The sequence below is a fragment of the Pseudarthrobacter sp. SORGH_AS 212 genome (assembly GCF_030818145.1).
Taxonomy (GTDB): Bacteria; Actinomycetota; Actinomycetes; order Actinomycetales; family Micrococcaceae; genus Arthrobacter.
On sequence record NZ_JAUTAA010000001.1, the window covers coordinates 1,554,607 to 1,569,183 of the forward strand.

Genomic DNA, 14,577 nt, shown 5'->3' on the forward strand with positions numbered 1-14,577 from the left:
TGTGGAACGGGGCTCCCGTCAGGGCAGGAGCTCTCCAAGGTCGTTGACCACCAGGGTTGCCCCGGCTTCGAGGAGGGTTTGGCGCCCGGCACCGCGGTCCACGCCGATGACGGAATGGAACGATCCCGCCTGGCCGGCTTGGACTCCGGAGACAGCGTCCTCCACCACTACGCATTCCTCGCTGGGCAGTTCCAGCAGCCGGGCCGCGTAGGCGTAGGTCGCCGGGCTGGGTTTGCCGGGAATTCCTTCGCGGGCGGCCACCACACCGTCCACCACAACGGGGAAATGGTGGCTGAGGCCTGCGGCGGCCAGGACCGCGGGGGCGTTGCGGGAGGATGAGACGACGGCGACCTTCAGTCCGCGGGCCAGCGCGGCTTCGAGGAAACGCACCGAGCCTTCGAACGGCGCGACGCCGGTGCTGACGATGTCGTTGAAGATCCGGTTCTTGCGGTTCCCGAGGCCCTGGACGGTGATGTTGGCGGGATCGTCATCCAGCGGTCCTTCGGGAAGCTCGATGCTGCGTGAGGCGAGGAAGTCCCGTACGCCGTCGAAGCGCGGCTTTCCGTCGATGTGGTCGAAGTAGTCGCTTTCGCGGTAGCCCTGCACCTCGGGGTGCCCGGCAAGGAAGCCTTCGAAGAGTTCCTTCCATGCCTGCTCGTGCACGGTGGCCGTGGGGGTCAGCACACCGTCAAGGTCGAACAGGATGGCGGATGCGCCTGTCCAAGCGGCGGTGTCAGCTGCAGTTCGTTGTGTCATCGGCAGTGCGGTGTCCTCTCGGTTTACGGACTGCCGGTCCCGTCCGGACAGCCTGAAGGAGGTGCTGCTGCGCCACATGCACACAGCATCGCCTCCTTGTTCCGCCCACTGCAGGACCGATCATGGCCGTAGACGAGTGTAAGCGCTTGCAAATTTGACTTGCAAATGTTTTATCGCCGTTACCTTGAGCGCCTGCGGGTCATTTCAGCACGTAATGCCGAAGGAAAGCGCCAACGTCTGCCATCTCGGCTTTCGACATGGCGTGCCCCATTCCGGGATACGTCCGGGCAGTCAGCAGCGTGTGCGCCTCAAGCCATTCACCCGTGTAGGCGGTGGCATCCTCGTTGATCACCAGGTCCGCCTTGTCGCGCCCCCAGAAGAACGGCGGCCTGGTATCGAACTCATCGGTGAGGGCCAGGAGGTCGTTGTCCAGCACAAATCCGGAAAGGCCAACGACGGCGGCGTAGTCGCGGGGGTGGAGGCGCAGGAGGGTGCTGGCCATGGCCATGCCCTGTGAGTAGCCCATCAGGCTCACACTGGTGTGCCGGCCGCGGACGGAGTTGATCCAGCCATGCACGGTGCCGGTGACCGAGATGACGTCGGCAAAGTCGTTGGTGAGGAAATAGTCCAGGAGGAACCAGCCATAGTGGTCTCCGATGGGCATCGGCGCCCGAAGGGCGGCGAAGGTGAACTCCGGAGGGAGGTACTCGAACAGCCGGACCATGCGGGATTCATCCGTGCCATAGCCGTGCATCATCACCAGCAGGGGCGTCCCGGCGCGCTGGTCCTCAGGCTTGGACCACACAACTGTTTCCATCGGACCAGACTAGCGAGGCAACGCGGCGCCCACGCCACGACGGCGATAAACCCAGGCGCCCCGGCAATCACACCAGTCACGCAGAATTTTCCCGGCAACGACTCGGCATCATTCATTGAATCGACCGTGGGTGCACTGTAGCGTGACGCCTACTATCAGCATGCTGACCAGTGACTTTACAGATCAGTGTCAAAAGCAGGGCAGCGACCTACCCGCAATACCGTGCACCGCCCCACAGGAGCCGCAACCCGCGGCCAGCAGAAGGAGCAAGTCATGAGAATCGGCTCGTCAATCTTCCTTATCGCCCTCGGCGCCATCCTGGCCTGGGCAGTGGCCCCGGGACTCATTCCCTTCGTAGATCAGGCCCTGGTTGGTTACATCCTGATCGCCGTGGGCGTCATCGGCCTGATCGCATCCCTGGTCCTGGCCTCACCCGGCCGGACGCGGCGGGTCAGCGAGACCCGGTCCGTCGTGGACCCGAACACGGGCGAGCGGATCACCCGGAACGAAAGCCGCGACGGAACCATCTAGGCAGGCCGCCCGCGGGTCATCCAGGACCACCAAAGACCATGAACCCGGGAAGCCGGGCCGGACCACAGCGTCTGGCCCGGCTTTCGCGTCCCCGGGCCTCAACCAGCCGAGGAGAACCCAAATATTGTTTCGTGTTGGTTTCCATTGACAAACCAACATAAGCAAAGATAAAGTCAAGTAACTCAACATCATGTGATGCCAGTCACGCCAAACAGGGCGCCGGCCACCACAGCACCAGCAAGCTACGCAACGGAGGGTACGTGTTCGCCGAGGAACGCCAGCAAAAGATTGCCGAGCTTGTTGCCGGCAGCGGCCGGGTCAGCGTGACCCTGCTGGCTGAGCGCTTCCGCATCACCACCGAAACCGTCCGCCGGGACCTCGCCACCCTCGAGAACGCCGGCACCGTACGCCGCGTGCACGGCGGTGCGGTGGCGGCAGACCGCTTCAGCACCACCGAGGAAAGCGTCACCGAACGCGCCATCCGCCGGCCGGACCAGAAGAGCCGCATCGCCGAGGCCGCACTCGCGCTCATCCCCCGCAACTCCCCCGGCAGCGTCCTGATCGACGGCGGAACCACCACCGAAGTTCTGGCCGACATGCTGGCCCGTCGCACCGCCGTCGAACTTTCCGAATCCGGCGCCACCGGCACCGAGCTGGTGGCCATCACCCACGCCGTTCCCATTGCCGGCAAGCTCTCCAGCGTCCCCGGCATCGCCCTGCACATCCTGGGCGGCAGGGTCCGCGGCATCACCCAGGTGGCCGTCGGCCAGGCAACGGTGGACGCCGCCGCACGGATTCGCCCCGATATCGCCTTCGTGGGGACCAACGGCATCCACCCCACCTTTGGACTCAGCACTCCCGATCCTGAAGAAGCCGCCGTGAAGGCTGCCTTCGTCCACTCGGCACGCCGCATCGTGGTGCTGGCCGATTCCTCCAAGCTGGACGCGGAAACGCTGGTCCAGTTCGCCTCCCTGAAAGACCTGGACACCTTGATTACAGACAGCGAACCCAGCCCCGAACTCGCCGCAGCCCTGGAAGCGGCCGATGTAGACGTGGTGATCGCATGATCGTCACGTTCACGGCCAACCCCAGCCTGGACCGCACCGTCGCCCTGCCCGGACCGCTTGAACGCGGCGAAGTACAGCGCGCTGTGTCCGTCACCCAGGAATCCGGCGGCAAGGGCGTCAACGTGTCCCGGGCGCTGGTGGCCTCCGGCCTCGAATCCCTGGCCGTCCTGCCGGGCGCGGACAGCGATCCTGTGCTGGCCGGCCTGCGCGCCGGCGCAGTGCCCTTCGTGTCGCTGCCCATCGGCGAACCGCTGCGCACCAACGTGGCCCTCACCGAACCCGGCGGGGTCACCACCAAGATCAACGAACCCGGGCCTGTGCTCGATGACAACCAGCAGGAGGCGCTGCTGAAGCTGCTGCTGGAAAGTTCCCGGGGTGCCGGCTGGGTGGTCCTGGCAGGTTCACTGCCGCCGGGCTTCCCGACAGATTTTTACGCGACGGCGGCCCGCCGCCTGCGTTCAGCTGCCGACGGCGGGTCCCCGGGACATACGCCACTGATCGCCGTCGACTCGTCCGGCCAGCCACTCGCCGCCGCCCTGACCGGCGGCGCGGAGGGCATGCCGGATCTTTTGAAGCCCAACGCCGAGGAACTGGCGGAACTGGCTGCTGCAGCCGGGTTCGCCACGGCCGCCGCGGACGAACTGGAAGCGGACCCGGCGGCTGCCGCCGAGGCCGCTTCCGCCGTCGTGCGTTCCGGTGTGGGTGCTGTGCTGGCAACTCTCGGTTCCAAGGGAGCTGTCCTCGTAACGGCCGACGGCGCGTGGCTGGCCACGCATCCGCCGGTCGCCGCAGTGAGCACGGTGGGTGCGGGAGATTCCGCACTGGCCGGCTACCTGCTCGCCCACGGCCGGGGCGCCGCCCCTGCCGACTGCCTGCGTCAGGCGGTGGCCCATGGAGCCGCCGCCGCCTCCCTGCCCGGTTCAACGGTTCCGGCAGTGCACCAAACCACCCCGGAAGCCGTAACCATCACGGCCCTTCGAAAGGATTGACAGTGACTCAGCTCATCACCACGGAACTGGTCGAGCTCGACCAGAACCTGGGCAACGACCCCGAGGCGGTGATCCGGCACCTGGCAAGCAAGGTTGCTGCCACCGGACGCGCAACAGAGGTTGAAGGCCTCTTTGCCGACGCCTACGCCCGCGAACAGAAGACCGCCACCGGCATTCCGGGCGGCATTGCCATCCCGCACTGCCGCTCGGCTGCGGTCGTCGAGCCCACCCTGGCCATGGCCCGCCTGTCCCCCAAGGTGGACTTCGGCGCCAAGGACGGCCCCGCGGACCTCGTGTTCTTCATTGCCGCTCCGGACGGTGCCGACCAGGCCCACCTGAAGCTGCTCTCCAAGCTGGCCCGGTCCCTGATCAAAAAGGACTTCACGGCCGCCCTCCGCAACGCCTCCTCCGAGGCGGAAATCGTGGAGCTCGTTGACGGCGCCCTGGCAGACAAGCCGGCGGCCCACGCTGCCGCGGCACCTGCTGACGCTGCTCCGGCGGCTGCCACGGCCTCCGCAGGTTCAGGTGCCGGTGCTGCGGCTGCCGGTCCCAAGCGCCTCGTGGCCGTCACCGCGTGCCCCACCGGCATCGCACACACGTACATGGCCGCTGACTCGCTGGTTGCCGCCGCCCAGGAAATGGGCGTGGACCTGCAGGTTGAAACCCAGGGTTCTTCCGGCGCCAAGCCGCTGGACCCCGCCGTCATCGCAGCAGCGGACGCCGTGATCTTCGCCGTTGACGTGGACGTCCGCGGCAAGGAGCGCTTCGCCGGCAAGCCCGTCATCAACGCCCCCGTCAAGCGCGGCATCGACGAGCCCGCCAAGATGGTCCAGGAAGCACTCGCTGCGGCTGAGAATCCGAATGCGCGCCGCGTCCCCCACTTCGGGGCGGAGGAGCAGGCCGAGAACGAGGCCACCGAAAAGGGCGAGCACATCGGCCAGAAGCTGAAGCGGGCACTCCTCACCGGTGTCAGCTACATGATCCCCTTCGTTGCCGGCGGCGGCCTGCTGATCGCCCTCGGGTTCCTGCTGGGCGGCTATGACATCACCGGAGTGGCGGACAAGGTGGTGCTGGAAAACAGCTTCGCCAACCTCCCCGAAGGCGGACTGGCCATTTACCTGGGCGCTGTCTTCTTCAAGATCGGCGCCCTGTCCATGGGCTTCCTGGTTCCTGCGCTGGCCGGCTACATCGCCTACGCGATCGCTGACCGCCCGGGCATCGCACCCGGTTTCGTGGCCGGCGCAGTTTCCGGATTCATGGGCGCCGGGTTCCTCGGCGGCATCGTGGGCGGCCTGCTGGCCGGCTACATCGCGCACCTGATCGGCACCTGGCAGGTGGCCCGCTGGCTGCGTGGCCTCATGCCGGTGGTCATCATCCCGCTGCTGGCTTCCATCGTGGCTTCGGGCCTCATGTTCCTGGTCCTCGGCGGTCCCATCGCGGGCCTCACCACCGCACTCAACACCTGGCTGTCCGGCATGACCGGTGCTTCCGCTGTGGTCCTGGGCATCATCCTGGGCCTCATGATGTGCTTCGACCTGGGCGGCCCGGTCAACAAGGTGGCCTACGCCTTCGCCGTGGCCGGCCTGAGCGCCGGCAGCGCCACCAACCAGGCACCGTGGCAGATCATGGCCACCGTCATGGCAGCGGGTATGGTCCCGCCGCTGGCCATGGCCCTGGCCACCGTCCTGGACAAAAAGCTCTTCAGCCTGGCTGAACGCGAAAACGGCAAGGCAGCCTGGCTGCTGGGCGCTTCCTTCATCTCCGAAGGCGCCATCCCGTTCGCCGCTGCCGATCCGCTGCGCGTCATCCCCGCCAGCATGCTGGGCGGTGCGCTCACCGGTGCCCTCACCATGGCCTTCAACGTCACGTCGCAGGCACCCCACGGCGGTATCTTCGTCTTCTTCGCCATTGGCAACGTGCTGATGTTCATCGTGTCGATCATTGCCGGCACCGTGGTCAGTGCGCTGGCCGTGGTGGCGCTCAAGCGCTGGGCAGTGAAGAAGAGCGTTGATACGGTTGAACCGGTTCCCGTAACCGTCTGATCCGGCCCACCGACACAAACTCACCGGCGCTGAACCGTCAGCTCGCCGAAAGACAAAGGAGCAACAATGCCAGAACGCACCGCAACCGTCGCCAGCCGCGTGGGCCTGCACGCCCGTCCCGCCGCCATCTTTGCCGAGGCAGCCGGCGAGTTCGACCTGGACATCACCATCGCCCGTGAAGGCGAGCCGGCCGACGAGGCCATGGACGCGGCCAGCATCCTGTCCCTCATGAGCCTGGGTGCCTCACACGGCGACAAGGTGGTCCTCCGGGCCGAGGGCACAGGTGCAGACGATGCACTGGAACGCCTGGTGCAGATCCTGGAAACGGACCACGACGCCGAGTAGCAGGCAGGCTGCCCGGCAGCCGGACTAAGCCAAGCGGCCGCCGTCGCGCCTTCCCCTCGTGGGAACGGCACGACGGCGGCCGCTGGCGTTAAGCGTCCGGGTCGCCTCCCCGCGGCCGCACCCAACTGGGTCGCAGTAGATGTCGTTATGAGCGTCCAAAACGACATCTACTGCTACCTGGCTGGAGGAAGGGGACGGTCAGGGGCGTTCGGCGATCGCTTTCACGTCGGCCACGAGCTTGTCCCACATGCCCTTCGAGTGGTTTGCTGCCTCTTGGCTCGGGTTGTTGTCCTGGGCGAGCGTGAGGTGGGTCCCACCGTCACGGTCCTGCAGCGTCCAGGTCAGGGTGTGGTAGTTCTCCGGCACGTCGTCCTCGCCGCTGAGGGCGCTGAAATGGGTGTGCACCAGTTTCCGGCCGGGATCCACCTCCAGCACCTTGCCCTTGTCCTGGTACGGCTTGCCGTCCCATTCGCCGCTCCAGGTAATGGGGCTTCCCTTCGCCCAGTCCGTTTCCAGTTTGGCCCCGAACATGAACTCCCTGGCGGCTGCCGGGTCCGTGATGACGTTCCAGACGCGGTCCGGCGGGGCGTCGATGGTGGTGCTGGATGTTGCCGTGAAGTCGCCGGGCATGTCAGGCCTTCCTCGCGGTGAACAGCAGGTATTCCCACTCCATCTGGAACGGGGTGTCGCCATGGGCGTCGCCGAAGGAATCGGCGAGCTCCGTCAGCGCCTGGTCCAGTTCCCTGACCTTGTCCGCGTCGGCGCCGATGTGCTTGTAGACGGCGATGGTGGGGCCGTAATGGGATTTGAAGTAGCGGACGAAGTCGCCCGGCTGGTGGAAACTCCGTACCGCCAGGGCCTGCTTGCGGACGGTCACGTCGGTGACCCTGTCCCCCAGCAGTTCACGGACGTGCTCCTCGCTCCCCCACAGCGGTGCCGGCTGCGCCCCCGGCGGTGGCGGCGGCGCAAACGGCTTCATGGTGGCGAACATCCGCCCAACGAAGCCCTCCGGGGTCCAGCTGAGCAGTCCGATGTTCCCGCCGGGCTTGCACACGCGGAGGATCTCGTCCGCCGCCGCCTGGTGCCGCGGCGCGAACATGGCACCCAGGCAGGACATCACGACGTCGAACGCGGCGTCGTCGAACGGCAGCGCCTCGGCGTCGGCTTCTTTCCATTCCAGGCTGACGCCACGGTTGCCGGCTTCGCGCCGTCCGGCCTCGAAGAGCTCCGGGGTGAGGTCCGAGGCCACCACCTTGGCGCCCATCATGGCCGCGGGGATGGCTGCGTTCCCTGACCCGGCGGCCACGTCCAGCACCCGGTGGCGGGAGCGGACGCCGCACGCTTCCACCAGGATGGCGCCCAGCTCCAGGAGCATTTCATCCGCCAGCGCGGGGTAATCCCCGGACGCCCACATGGCACGGTGCTTCTGTTTCAGCGCCCGGTCCGCCTCGGCCGCATCGGTCTGCTCAGTCATGGTCCGCGCTCCTCATCGAGCCGTTGGGGTTTCAGCGCGCTGCGGGCACAGCGGCGCTGCGATGCGACTCATTGTGGCCGCGCGGGCACCGGCTGTAAAGGTGGTCCGGCTATTTGCCGGGCCCGCGGCAGGGTCCCCGCCCCGACCTACGCCGGCTTGCGCGCCCTGGTGGTAGCCTTCGCGGCAGGTTTTTCGGTGTTCTTTGACGCGGCCGCCTTGGTCCCGGCGGATTTGCCGGCGGCGGACTTTGCGGCAGCGGACTTTGCGGCGGCGGACTTTGCGGCAGCGGACTGTGTGCCCGCGGACTTTGCCGAGGTGCTCCTTGTTGAAGTGCCCTTGGCTGTGGTGCTCTTGGACGCCGTCGAGTTGGCAGCCGCGGGCCGGGTGCCGGTTTTGGTGTCCGTCGCCTTGGCAGCCGATGTCTTCGAAGCAGCGGCAGTCCCGGTTCCCGACGACCGTGTACCGGAGGACCTCCGCGCGGGCTTGGCCGGCTTGTCCCCCGCTTCCTCCGACCCGCCGTCGTCGGACTCTTCCTCTTCGGAATCCGCCGCGCCCGGGGCCGCTGCCGCGCCGCCGCGTTTCCGGTCGAGGCTGCGCTTCAGGGCCTCCATCAGGTCGATGACCTCGCCCTTGCCGCCGTCGCCCGCTTCCACACCGAACGTTTCGTCCGTGTCCAGGGACTCGCCCTGCTCCAGCTTGGCGTCGATAAGCTTCCGCAGCTGCACCTGGTAGTCGTCGGTAAAGGACTCCGGTTCAAAGTCCGCGGCCATCGATTCGACCAGCGCTGCGGACATGTCACGTTCCTGGGCGGAGATTTTGATGGCGGTGTCCAGGGCCGGGAAGTTGGCCTCACGCACCTCGTCCGGCCACAGCAGGGACTGCAGCACCAGGACGTCATCCTTGATCCGCAGTGCCCCCAGCCGGGTCTTCTCGCGCAGCGCGTACTGGACGATGGCCACCCGGTCGGTGTCCTCGAGGGCCCGGCGCAGCAGCACGTAGGCCTTGGGCGACTTGGAGTCCGGTTCCAGGTAATAGCTCTTCTCGAACATCATCGGTTCGAGCTGCTCGGACGGGACGAACTGCACCACTTCGATTTCGTGGCTGTTTTCCGCCGGGATGGCCTTCAGCTCGTCCTTGGACAGCACCACCGTGCGGCCGTCCTCTTCAAAGGCCTTCTCGATGTCCGAGTAGTCGATCACCTGCCCGCAGACCTCGCAACGGCGCTGGTAGCGGATCCTTCCGCCGTCCGCGTTGTGGACCTGGTGCAGACTGATGTCATGATCCTCTGTGGCGCTGTAGACCTTAACGGGCACGTTGACCAGCCCAAACGCGATGGCGCCCTTCCAGATGGCTCTCATCCCTACAGTCAACATCACGCCGGGCCGGAGGTGAAGACCCTTGGCTTCTAAGGAACGTGTCCGCGTGGCCGGGCGGGAGCTGACGCTGACCAACCTGGACAAAATCATCTACCCGGAAACCGGCACCACCAAGGCCGATGTACTGGCCTACTACGCCGCAGTGGCCCATGTCCTCATCCCCGCCGCAGCCAACCGGCCCGCCACCCGGAAACGCTGGGTGAACGGCGTCGGCAGCGCAGGGAAGCCCGGCGAGGTCTTCTTCCAAAAGAACCTGGAGGACTCCGCCCCCGGGTGGCTTCCACGCGCCGCCATCACCCACAAGGACCGGACCATCCACTACCCCATGGTCAACGATCCCGCCGTGCTCACCTGGTTCGGGCAGATCAACTCGCTCGAAATCCACGTGCCCCAGTGGCGGGTGGATTCCCAGGGCAACCAGCTGAACCCGGACCGGCTGGTCCTGGACCTGGACCCCGGCGAGGGTGCCGGCCTCGCCGAATGCCGTGAAGTGGCGCTGCTGGCCCGCGCCATCCTGCAGGACGTGGGCCTGGACCCGGTCCCCGTCACCAGCGGCAGCAAGGGCATCCACCTGTACGCACCCCTGGACGGCACGCAGACCTCGGACCAGATCTCGGAGTTCGCCCGGGAACTGGCGCGGGCCCTGGAGTCCGACCACCCGGACCTCGCCGTCAGCGACATGAAGAAGACCCTCCGCAAGGGCAAGGTCCTGGTGGACTGGAGCCAGAACAACGCCGCGAAAACCACCATCGTGCCCTACTCCCTGCGCGGCCGGCCCACTCCGATGGTCGCCGCGCCGCGGACGTGGCGGGAGATCAGCTCCCCCACGCTCAAGCACCTCGACTACCGCGAGGTGCTGCGCCGGGTGCAGGAGGGCAAGGACCCGTTCGCCGCCGTCGTCCGCGCAGTTGGAACGCTCGGGGAAGGCGACCCCGGCACCGGGCAGGACGGCACGCACGACGGCGGGAATCCCCGCCTGGTGAAGTACCGTTCGATGCGCGACCCAGAGGCCACGCCTGAGCCGTTCAGTGGCGCACCGCGCGGCGGCGACGCGTTCGTGATCCAGGAACACCACGCCAGCCGCCTGCACTGGGACCTCAGGCTGGAGCACGAGGGGGTCCTGGCCTCCTGGGCGCTCCCCAGGGGTGTGCCGGAGTCCGGCGGCAAGAACCACCTGGCCGTCCAGACCGAGGACCACCCCATGGACTACCTCACCTTCCACGGCACCATCCCCAAGGGTGAGTACGGCGCCGGCGAGATGACCATCTGGGATACCGGCACGTATGAGCTGCACAAGTGGATCAACGGCAAGGAGGTAATCGTCACCCTCACCGGCTCCGAGGGCGGCGGGCTGGGCGGCACCAGGAAGGTGGCACTCATCCATACCGGCCGCGGCCAGGGCAGCGACGCCGAAAAGCAGTGGCTGATCCACCTGATGGACAAGGAGGACCAGGGCGGACGACGGCGGCACGCACCTTCGTCCGCGGAGCCTGCGGACCGTGCCAAGCCGGCAGACGGCGCCAAACAGGTGGACAAGGCCGGAAAAGCCGGGAACGCCCCCGGCCAACCGGAGGACTCCCCTGTTCGGGTTTCCTCCGACGATTTCGGCCCCATGATGGCCACTGCGGGAGTCCCCTCAGACCTCGTCGGCAGCGACTGGCAGGTTGAACTCAAATGGGACGGGGTACGTGCCATCCTCGTGGCGGATGAGTCCACCGTCCGCATCTTCAGCCGCAACGGCAACGACGTCACCAAAACCTACCCCGAGCTGACGGACCGGCGGTGCTGGCCGAAGCAGCCGTTCGTGGCCGACGGTGAGATCATCGCCGTCGGACCCTCCGGCAGGCCGGACTTCGGCCTGCTGCAAGGCAGGATGAAACTCATCCGCGCCGCCGACGTCGCCAAAGCGCAGAAAGCCATTCCCGTCCGGCTGATGCTCTTCGACCTCCTGTACGACGGCGGCACCGACCTCCGGCGGCTACCGCTCAGCAAGCGGCGCCAACGGCTTGAACAGTTCTTCCGGCCCACGGACTGCCCCGTGGAACTGTCCACGGTGCTGGACGACCCCGTGCAACACATCATGGACAGCGCACAGGAGCTGGGGCTCGAGGGCGCGATGGCCAAGCGCACGGACAGCCGCTACGTCAGCGGACAGCGGACGCGCACCTGGATCAAACTCAAGACAGAGCGCACCCAGGAAGTGGTGGTGGGCGGCTGGCGGCCGGGCAAGGGCGGCCGCCGGGAAACGGTGGGGTCCCTGCTGGTGGGCATCCCCGACGGGAACAAACTCCAGTATGTGGGCCGGGTGGGCAGCGGATTCAGTAGCCGTGAGCTGGCCGAACTGCGGCAAACCGTGGAGCAGCTGGCCCGGAAGACCTCACCGTTCCACGAGGTTCCCCGGCCTGACTCCGCGGACGCGCACTGGGTCACGCCGCAGCTCGTGGGTGAGGTGACCTACGGCGAGTGGACAGGCCCGGGGCGGTTGCGGCATCCCCGGTGGCGGGGCTGGCGCCTGGACAAGGACCCGTCAGAGGTGGTTCGGGAGGATTGACGGCCTTGCCTGGCGGCAACGAGGCTCAGCAACGAGGCCCCGGCGACGCGCAGGCTCGCCCGTGACGCGGAAATTCCCTGCCGCTCCGCATATAAGGGCGCGCCAGGGAATTTCCGTGTCGGTGATGAATGTGTGGTTCGCCCGTCTTAGGACGAGTGCGGCATCTGCGGCTTCCCGGTCCGGTGGACGGCGGCCACGGAGGCTTCGTGGCCCATCCGCCCGTGGCCGGATCCCCGGTCCTTCGGGTGGCGGCGCTTGCCGTTACCGTCAGGCCAGGAGTTTTGCCGCGGCATGGCGCCAGCAGCGGTGGTGGCCGCTGCCGGCAGGTCCGGGGTGTCCATTGCCGCTGCCAGATGGTCCGCCATCTCCGGATTGAGGTGGGATTTGGGGTTTTCGTCAGCCATTTTTCTTCCTTTCCACGATGAAATGAAGTCTTGAAGAGAGAGACATCTGGGCCTCTTTATTCGCCGGTCATGCCGGCACATTCGTGAGGTCTGCGCTGTGAGGCTCAGCAGCGCCGGCGTGCCTGGCCCGGTGTCGGGCAGAGGGGATTTCCCGGCCGCACGCGTCTACTATTCGAAAATCAGTGTTCCCATGGCTCAACCATAGGCAACGGCCCGGTGCCTGTGAACCCCCGGCACCGCCTGGAGGCACCAAAAACGGAGCCGAAAATCCTCCGCGATGGCAGTGTCTGCCGTCACATCCAGCGCCCGGTCACGGCCAAAACCGTGCCCTAACGAACGGTTACGGAAAAAGATTCGGTGACGGTGGACACAATCAGCATGCTTCCCAGTATTCATAAGGGAAAACCAGCGAAATCAACCCGCAAAAGTTGGTCTGAAACGTGCCTAAAGGGGTAGACGGTACGGCAACAAACGGGCGAACGCTACAAAATCGGCGTAAAATTGAAGGCCTGCCCGGAGCGGGGCAGCAAGTAGTCGCAAGCAAATGACCTCCACAGGAGCTGACCAAATGCCCATAGACCAAAGCAACACCGACTCTTCAGCAGGCGCCAGGAACGCCCGCGGAACAGAACCAGCAGCAGTGAAAGCCGCCAAGAAGCCCAAGCTCCTTCCGCGGCGCCGGCTCAAGGAATCAGACGTCAACGTGGTTGACCAGCCGATGCTGAAGAAGGCCCTCGGCGGCACCATCGTAGGCAACACCATGGAATGGTACGACGTAGGCGTTTTCGGCTACCTCATCACCACCATGGGTCCGGTCTTCCTGCCGGAATCCGATCCCACGACGCGCAACCTGTTCCTGTTGGGCACGTTCGCTGCAACCTTCATCGCCCGCCCGCTCGGCGGCGTCGTATTCGGCTGGCTGGGCGACAAGGTGGGCCGGCAAAAGATCCTTGCCACCACGCTGATGATCATGGCCGCCAGCACGTTCGCTGTCGGCCTGTTGCCGGGCTACGCGCAAATCGGCTTGTGGGCAGCAGCGCTGCTGGTGCTGCTTAAGGTGATCCAGGGCTTCTCCACCGGCGGTGAGTACGCCGGTGCCACCACGTTCGTCAGCGAATACGCCGCCGACAAGCGCCGCGGCTTCTTTGCCAGCTTCCTTGACCTGGGCAGCTACATGGGCTTTGCCATGGGCGCTGCATTGGTTTCGGTCCTGCAGCTGACCCTGGGCCAGGACACCATGGAGCAGTGGGGCTGGCGCATCCCGTTCCTCTTGGCAGGTCCGCTGGGCCTGATCGCGGTGTACTTCCGGAGCAAGATCGAGGAGTCCCCGCAGTTCCAGGCCACCCTGGACGCCCAGGAGGAAAACGCCAAGAACGCCACCGGAGGCGACACCGCCGCTGCCAAGGGCCCGGTGGGAATCATCAAAGCCTACTGGCGGCCCATCGTCGTTGCCATGGTGGTGGTGGCTGCAGCCAACACCGCCGGCTACGCGCTGACGTCCTATATGCCGACGTACCTCACAACGTCCAAGGGCTACGACGAAGTGCACGGCACGCTGCTGACCATCCCGGTCCTGGTCATCATGAGCCTCTGCATTCCGCTGACCGGCAAGTTGTCCGATCGCATCGGCCGCCGTCCCGTGCTGTGGGTTGGCGCGGTGAGCACCATTGTCCTGGCCATCCCGGCCTTCCTGCTGATCGGCGTCGGAGAAGTGTGGTCCACCCTGGCCGGACTGGCCCTGGTCGCTTTCCCCGTGACCTTCTACGTGGCCAACCTGGCGTCCTCCCTGCCGGCACAGTTCCCCACGTCCAGCCGATACGGCGCCATGGGTATTGCCTACAACTTTGCGGTGGCCATCTTCGGCGGCACCACTCCCTTCATCGTCGAACTGCTGATCAAGTCAACCGGCAATGACATGATGCCCGCCTACTACCTGATGGCAACGTCCCTGGTGGGCGCCGTGGCCATCTACTTCCTGAAGGAATCGGCCAACCGCCCGCTCCCGGGATCCATGCCCAGCGTGGACACCGAGGCGGAGGCCCGCGAGCTGGTCAAGACCCAGGACGAGAACCCGCTGATCAACGTTGACGAGCTGCCGTTCGACACCCATCCGCAGGACGGCGGGAAAACGCCGGTCAGCGCCTAACCGGCCAACTGTTCCGCTCCGTTACACGGACCGCCGCACCCATACCGGGTGCGGCGGTCCGGGCGTTTAAGGTTGAAGT

The 14,577-nt window shown here is 66.3% G+C and carries 13 protein-coding genes; 7 read left to right on the plus strand and 6 right to left on the minus strand.

The genetic code is table 11. The features are described from left to right. Nucleotides 1-18: 18 nt before the first annotated feature. Together QE394_RS07120 and QE394_RS07125 are read right to left on the minus strand one after the other, a co-directional pair. Nucleotides 19-756, minus strand: coding sequence for an HAD-IA family hydrolase (locus tag QE394_RS07120; protein WP_261621177.1), 738 nt, complete (start codon nt 754-756; stop codon nt 19-21). A 199-nt stretch (nt 757-955) separates the two neighbouring features. After that, nucleotides 956-1,573, minus strand: coding sequence for a phospholipase (locus tag QE394_RS07125; protein ID WP_056082413.1), 618 nt, complete (start codon nt 1,571-1,573; stop codon nt 956-958). Between the two features lie 273 nt (nt 1,574-1,846). Between QE394_RS07125 and QE394_RS07130 the strand changes: the two genes are divergently transcribed. The 5 genes from QE394_RS07130 to QE394_RS07150 all read left to right on the plus strand — a co-directional run bounded on the left by QE394_RS07130 (nt 1,847) and on the right by QE394_RS07150 (nt 6,547). Then, entirely contained in the window at nt 1,847-2,104 is a 258-nt protein-coding gene (locus tag QE394_RS07130) for a DUF6458 family protein (RefSeq protein ID WP_015935754.1), read from the plus strand. 260 nt (nt 2,105-2,364) lie between these two features. After that, nucleotides 2,365-3,171 (plus strand): DeoR/GlpR family DNA-binding transcription regulator, encoded by an 807-nt coding sequence (locus QE394_RS07135; RefSeq protein WP_349034140.1) that lies wholly within the window; start codon nt 2,365-2,367, stop codon nt 3,169-3,171. Continuing rightward, a complete protein-coding gene (locus tag QE394_RS07140; RefSeq protein WP_349034141.1) occupies nt 3,168-4,160 on the plus strand; it encodes a 1-phosphofructokinase family hexose kinase in 993 nt (330 codons plus the stop codon). Before QE394_RS07135 ends, QE394_RS07140 begins: the two co-directional genes overlap by 4 nt. Before the next feature lie 2 nt (nt 4,161-4,162). After that, entirely contained in the window at nt 4,163-6,202 is a 2,040-nt protein-coding gene (locus QE394_RS07145) for a fructose-specific PTS transporter subunit EIIC (RefSeq protein WP_056082422.1), read from the plus strand. Between the two features lie 66 nt (nt 6,203-6,268). Continuing rightward, entirely contained in the window at nt 6,269-6,547 is a 279-nt protein-coding gene (locus QE394_RS07150) for an HPr family phosphocarrier protein (RefSeq protein ID WP_056082425.1), read from the plus strand. Nucleotides 6,548-6,745: 198 nt separating this feature from the next. On the opposite strand, the gene QE394_RS07155 is transcribed toward QE394_RS07150, so the two are convergent. The 3 genes from QE394_RS07155 to QE394_RS07165 form a co-directional block, all read right to left on the minus strand. Then, a complete protein-coding gene (locus QE394_RS07155; RefSeq protein ID WP_349034142.1) occupies nt 6,746-7,177 on the minus strand; it encodes an SRPBCC domain-containing protein in 432 nt (143 codons plus the stop codon). Nucleotide 7,178: 1 nt separating this feature from the next. Further along, the gene (locus QE394_RS07160) at nt 7,179-8,021 is read right to left on the minus strand and encodes a class I SAM-dependent methyltransferase (RefSeq protein ID WP_349034143.1); all 843 of its coding nucleotides are present in this window, start codon (nt 8,019-8,021) and stop codon (nt 7,179-7,181) included. Between the two features lie 146 nt (nt 8,022-8,167). Further along, a complete protein-coding gene (locus QE394_RS07165) occupies nt 8,168-9,379 on the minus strand; it encodes a Ku protein (protein WP_349034144.1) in 1,212 nt (403 codons plus the stop codon). 40 nt (nt 9,380-9,419) lie between these two features. Between QE394_RS07165 and QE394_RS07170 the strand changes: the two genes are divergently transcribed. After that, a complete protein-coding gene (locus QE394_RS07170) occupies nt 9,420-11,948 on the plus strand; it encodes an ATP-dependent DNA ligase (protein WP_349034145.1) in 2,529 nt (842 codons plus the stop codon). Nucleotides 11,949-12,094: 146 nt separating this feature from the next. On the opposite strand, the gene QE394_RS07175 is transcribed toward QE394_RS07170, so the two are convergent. Then, a complete protein-coding gene (locus tag QE394_RS07175) occupies nt 12,095-12,352 on the minus strand; it encodes a hypothetical protein (RefSeq protein ID WP_056082444.1) in 258 nt (85 codons plus the stop codon). 568 nt (nt 12,353-12,920) lie between these two features. Here QE394_RS07175 and QE394_RS07180 point away from each other — a divergent pair. After that, nucleotides 12,921-14,498, plus strand: a complete 1,578-nt coding sequence (locus tag QE394_RS07180) for an MFS transporter (protein WP_261618674.1) — start codon at nt 12,921-12,923, stop codon at nt 14,496-14,498. The last annotated feature ends 79 nt before the right edge of the window (nt 14,499-14,577 follow it).